Below are 4760 nucleotides of genomic sequence, written 5' to 3'. Positions count from 1 at the left end.
TACTATTAGGTTCATAGTGACAGTCGCTATTGTTGTATATAAAAGTTTAATACCTGTAGTTTGCCGAATGCTTACTGAGGAGATGTGGAAAGAATATGATGAAGCTGAGTATTAATAGAAATAATTGATAAACTTAATATATATGACACAGGATATAAATCGCCTTAAAGTAGTGCTTGCAGAGAAGAAGCGCACTAATAAATGGTTATCTGAACAGGTAGGAAAAGATCCTGCTACTGTTTCTAAATGGTGTACTAACACTATGCAACCCAATTTAGAAACATTGGTGGCCATTGCAAAAGCACTTGATGTGGATGTGAAAGATCTTTTGTGGTCAATAAAACGTGAGAAGTAAAAAGTATAGGAACAATGAATAAAATCGCATTATTTACTTTTCGTATAACAGAATAGTATAGATAAGATGAGAATGCATTAGCAGATTCTCAATAGGAAGATACTATAAAATTATGGCAAACTTTTTCAGAAAATTATTAAACTTAGGAAAGACTAAGAAATCGAGAGTTGTAATGACTGCCGAACTAGAATGTTTGTGCCAATTTGAACAAGCACTTAATAGTTTGCTGAAACAAGATAAATATATTGCTAGAAGCGATTACAAAGATTTGCGTGACAACTATTCATACATATTCTCTCATTTTAAGGTTTTAAGAGATAGTAAAACGCTTAGTTTTTATTGTCGAGAGCATGGCATTGAAGAAGAACGTATTATTCATTTTCTCTCAAATTATGAAGATTTACTAAATGACGATAGTTCACAACTTATTATAAATCACAATAGTGATTATATAACTCGACATCTTGAATCAGAGGAAAAATATCTTGATTCTATTCTAACAAATGTTGATCCAAACATTAAACTTGATGAAGAGCAACGTAAGGTTGTTTTATCAGATGAAGATTATACACTAGTTATTGCTGGGGCAGGAGCTGGTAAGACAACTACTGTAGCAGCAAAGGTAAAGTATCTAGTAGAAAAGAAAGGTATTCATCCAGACCAAATACTTGTCATTTCATTCACGAATAAAGCCGTAGGAGAATTACAGGATAAAATTAACGTGGCTTTGAAAATTGATTGTCCGGTAACAACATTTCACAAGACGGGTTATGCAATTCGTCGAAGACAAGAAACAGAGGAACGAGTAAGAATTGTTACAGAGGGTTATATGTATAATGTTGTCAATGAGTATCTTAAGCATAATATATTGGAGTTTCCTGAGCTTGTTGATAAACTTATTTTATTTTTTGGTAGTTACTTTGATGCACCATACGAAGGAGAAGACCTTAATTCGTTTTTTAATTATATTACCAAAGCTGATTTCTCTACATTGCGTGGCAATATGGAAGAATATACGGAAAAGGTAATCGACCAACGTTCTGGACGTCATGTTACTATTGCGCACGAACGTGTTCGTTCATTACAGGAAGTGGTAATTGCAAACTTCTTGTATATGAACAACATTGAATACAATTACGAAAAAACATATCCATATAATATACTCCGTTCTCACAAACCATATACTCCAGATTTTACAATAACGCAAGGAGATAAAGTCGCTTATATAGAACATTTCGGGATAACAGAGGATGGAAGGAACAATCGTTATACAAAAGAACAACTAACTCTGTATAAAAAGGAAATTAATGACAAGATTTTACTTCATCGTCAGCATGACACAGACCTTATTTATACCTTTTCTGCTTATAATGATGGAAGGGATTTGCTTGTTCATTTGCATGATGAACTTATACTGCATGGGTTTGAATTGAATAAACGTCCATCAAAAGAAATATTTGAGAAAATTGTCAGTACAGAAGAGAATAAATATATAGCACGACTTGTGAAGTTGGTGTGTACTTTTATTCAAAATTTCAAAACTAACGATTTTACTACTGAAGACTTCTCACGATTCCGCTCAACATCTTCAAACGAACGGACAAAACTATTCTTAACTATATGTGAACAATGTTTTTTAGAATACACCAAACGGCTTAAGGAATATCATGCTATTGACTTTGAAGATATGATAAACGACTCTGCCAGAATTCTTAGAGACGAAGACATTCAGGGCAAGAAACTCGATTTTAAATATATCATTGTTGATGAATACCAAGATATTTCACGACAACGCTTCAATTTAACCAAGGAACTGTGTAAGTTGTGCAATGCAAAAGTTATAGCAGTTGGAGATGATTGGCAGTCAATATATGCATATGCCGGATCAGATATTACCTTGTTCACTGACTTCAGAAATACTTTTGGATATGGTCTTGAATTATGTATCACCAAAACCTATCGCAATGCCCAAGAAGTAATAGACATTGCAGGAGGATTCGTACAAAAGAATTTAAGTCAGATACGAAAGGCTCTTATTTCGCCAAAGCATATAGAACATCCTATAGTAATCAAAACTTATACAGAAGAAGTTGATAGAAAAGAATATGAAGGTAAGGGTGGAAAGTATTTTTTGATTGGTAAATGTGTAGAAGAAATCATGGATGGATTGATTGAAAAGTATGAGCATCCAAAAATTTTACTTCTAGGCAGATACGGATTTGATGCTTATAATCTAACGAAATCTGCTGATTTCATTTATGATGAGAGGACTGGTTCTGTTAGATCTAAGAAATATAATGCTGACTATTTTGATTTTATGACGGTTCACCGAGCAAAAGGGTTAGGTTATGACCATGTTATCATTATCAATGCAAGGAATGACACTTATGGTTTCCCATCTCAGGTTCAGGAAGATCCGGTTCTAAAATATGTTGTTAAGGATGACCATACTTACGATTATGCGGAAGAACGTAGGTTATTCTATGTAGCTTTGACTAGAACAAAAAATAGAGTATATATAATTACTCCACAGCAACGTCCATCAGAATTTGTTTTAGAATTGATTCGTGATTATCCCCAAGTTGAAGTGTATGGACAAATAGATAAAGAACCTAATGAAAATGTTCTTGAAAAGAGATGTCCAGTTTGTGGTTATCCTCTACAATTACGCTATAAAAAAGCCTATGGCCTTCGTCTATGGATTTGTACGAACGAACCCGAAATATGTGATTTCATGACTAATAACCTTATTGGTGATAACATGACAATAATGAAATGTGATAAATGTCAAGATGGTTATCTTATCGTAAAGGATGGTAAAGGAAGTGGTCCATTTTTAGGTTGTACTAATTATAAAAAAGATAAAACAGGGTGCAATAACTATATAACCAAAGATAATTTTTTAAGAAATTTTTCTTCTAATAAAAATAGCAAAAATCATGATAGATATATCTAAATTAAGAACTGCTCAAGATTGGATTGAGAAACTAGCTAATGGTATTAATCCATTAACATTAGAGCCTGTAAAAGAGGATGATATTGTTAATAATGTCCATATTTCACGATGTCTATTTTTTGTTAGCGAAATGTTGGGCAAAGTAGAACCATCTGAGTCTGTATCAAGAAGAGGAAGGAGAACTTTTTGGATGACTACTAGAGAAGCTGAACAGATAAATGTTTTAGCTCCATGTGGAATTGCTCAATTTACAAAAACAGTTAACGAGCATATTCCTGCAGATATGAAACCTTTATCTGTATCTGCAGTAATAAAATGGTTGCGTAATAATGGGTATTTGTATGAAGCAAATATAGATGAAAAGCATAAAACAAATCTTCCGACAGAAAAAGGTATCCAATTAGGTATTACCGTAAGGATTCAACAAAATCCTGAAGGTAAAGAGTATCAAAGAGTCTTTTACGACATCTCTGCTCAAAGAGTTATGCTAACTAACATAGAATCAATTGCAGTAATTAGGTAAATTAGAATTTATTATTATATCAGGAATTCGAAATTATTTCTAAAATGTTTTTTTACCAAAAACTCATAGATCGTTCGACACTTCGTCAGGGATTTCAGATACTTGTAGAGTACCATTACCTGCTTAAAGGGATGCCTGGGGGAATGCCTATACACGGGGAAACACGGAATATCAAGGTGATAATAGATGGTGTGGAGTATGATGCACAACTGAAGAATCAAGGGTTTGATCGCAATAAATATGATGGTCATGCTGAAGTGGTACAGATTCGATATAACGAAGGATCTGGCATAGTGAAACGCTTGCGTGAAGTGTTTTCATCTACTTGGAACTATGTTGAGAGCATTAAGAATCTACCTGAGAACATCAACCGCAAATTCACCATACGAATTCCAGAGGAATATCAGGAATTTCTTGCTTTAAGCACAACAGATTTACCCAACGTGTTTGTGGCAGATTGTATCACAACGGCCATAAAAGCTGAGGTAAAGAATGAGATTAGTAAGCAGTCAGAACTAGATTTTGAAACATTGGAATTTCGCGAAGATAAGAATGCATCTATAAAGGAAATAACTCGTTTGCAAAAAGTTCGTCAACTTGATCGCTCAATAGGTGATTCGTTGAAACAATTGTATAATTATCGTTGTCAAATGTCAGGAGAACAAATAGGGGAACCTTATGGAGCGATGGTTGTAGAAGCACATCACATAATTCCTTTTACAGAATCGATGAATAATGACACCTCAAATATCATTATTTTATCTCCCAATTATCATAGAATAATCCATAAGACGAAAGCAGAATTTGATAAGGAACGATTGGCATTTATATTCCCCAATGGATTAATTGATAGGGTGTCCAGTTTGTTGTACCAATTTTAGCTCACTTTCCTAAGCGTTTTGGTTCGTTCTGTAACCCAGTTTTTG

4 protein-coding genes are annotated in these 4760 nt (G+C 33.8%); all 4 read left to right on the top strand.

The features are described from left to right. Positions 1-142: 142 nt before the first annotated feature. Positions 143-355 carry a helix-turn-helix domain-containing protein gene (locus ABUA47_RS23155; RefSeq protein ID WP_178286300.1) on the top strand — a complete coding sequence of 71 codons (213 nt, stop codon included), beginning with the start codon at positions 143-145 and terminating at the stop codon, positions 353-355. 112 nt (positions 356-467) lie between these two features. Then, entirely contained in the window at positions 468-3311 is a 2844-nt protein-coding gene (locus tag ABUA47_RS23150; protein WP_178286298.1) for a UvrD-helicase domain-containing protein, read from the top strand. Then, positions 3295-3834, top strand: coding sequence for a hypothetical protein (locus ABUA47_RS23145; protein ID WP_178286296.1), 540 nt, complete (start codon positions 3295-3297; stop codon positions 3832-3834). The genes ABUA47_RS23150 and ABUA47_RS23145 overlap by 17 nt, the downstream gene beginning before the upstream one ends. A 44-nt stretch (positions 3835-3878) precedes the next feature. Continuing rightward, positions 3879-4715 (top strand): HNH endonuclease, encoded by an 837-nt coding sequence (locus ABUA47_RS23140; RefSeq protein WP_349824575.1) that lies wholly within the window; start codon positions 3879-3881, stop codon positions 4713-4715. The last annotated feature ends 45 nt before the right edge of the window (positions 4716-4760 follow it).

The sequence above is a fragment of the Bacteroides sp. RTP31139st1_H2_RTP31139_211217 genome, from assembly GCF_040227615.1.
Lineage (GTDB): Bacteria > Bacteroidota > Bacteroidia > Bacteroidales > Bacteroidaceae > Bacteroides > Bacteroides uniformis.
This window is presented reverse-complemented; position numbering and strand designations above follow the sequence as displayed.

What these genes read in the sequence shown, in the direction of transcription:
- ABUA47_RS23155 (WP_178286300.1), top strand. Translation starts at nt 143, where the DNA reads ATGACACAGGATATAAATCGCCTTAAAGTAGTGCTTGCAGAGAAGAAG.
- ABUA47_RS23150 (WP_178286298.1), top strand. Translation starts at nt 468, where the DNA reads ATGGCAAACTTTTTCAGAAAATTATTAAACTTAGGAAAGACTAAGAAA.
- ABUA47_RS23145 (WP_178286296.1), top strand. Translation starts at nt 3,295, where the DNA reads ATGATAGATATATCTAAATTAAGAACTGCTCAAGATTGGATTGAGAAA.
- ABUA47_RS23140 (WP_349824575.1), top strand. Translation starts at nt 3,879, where the DNA reads ATGTTTTTTTACCAAAAACTCATAGATCGTTCGACACTTCGTCAGGGA.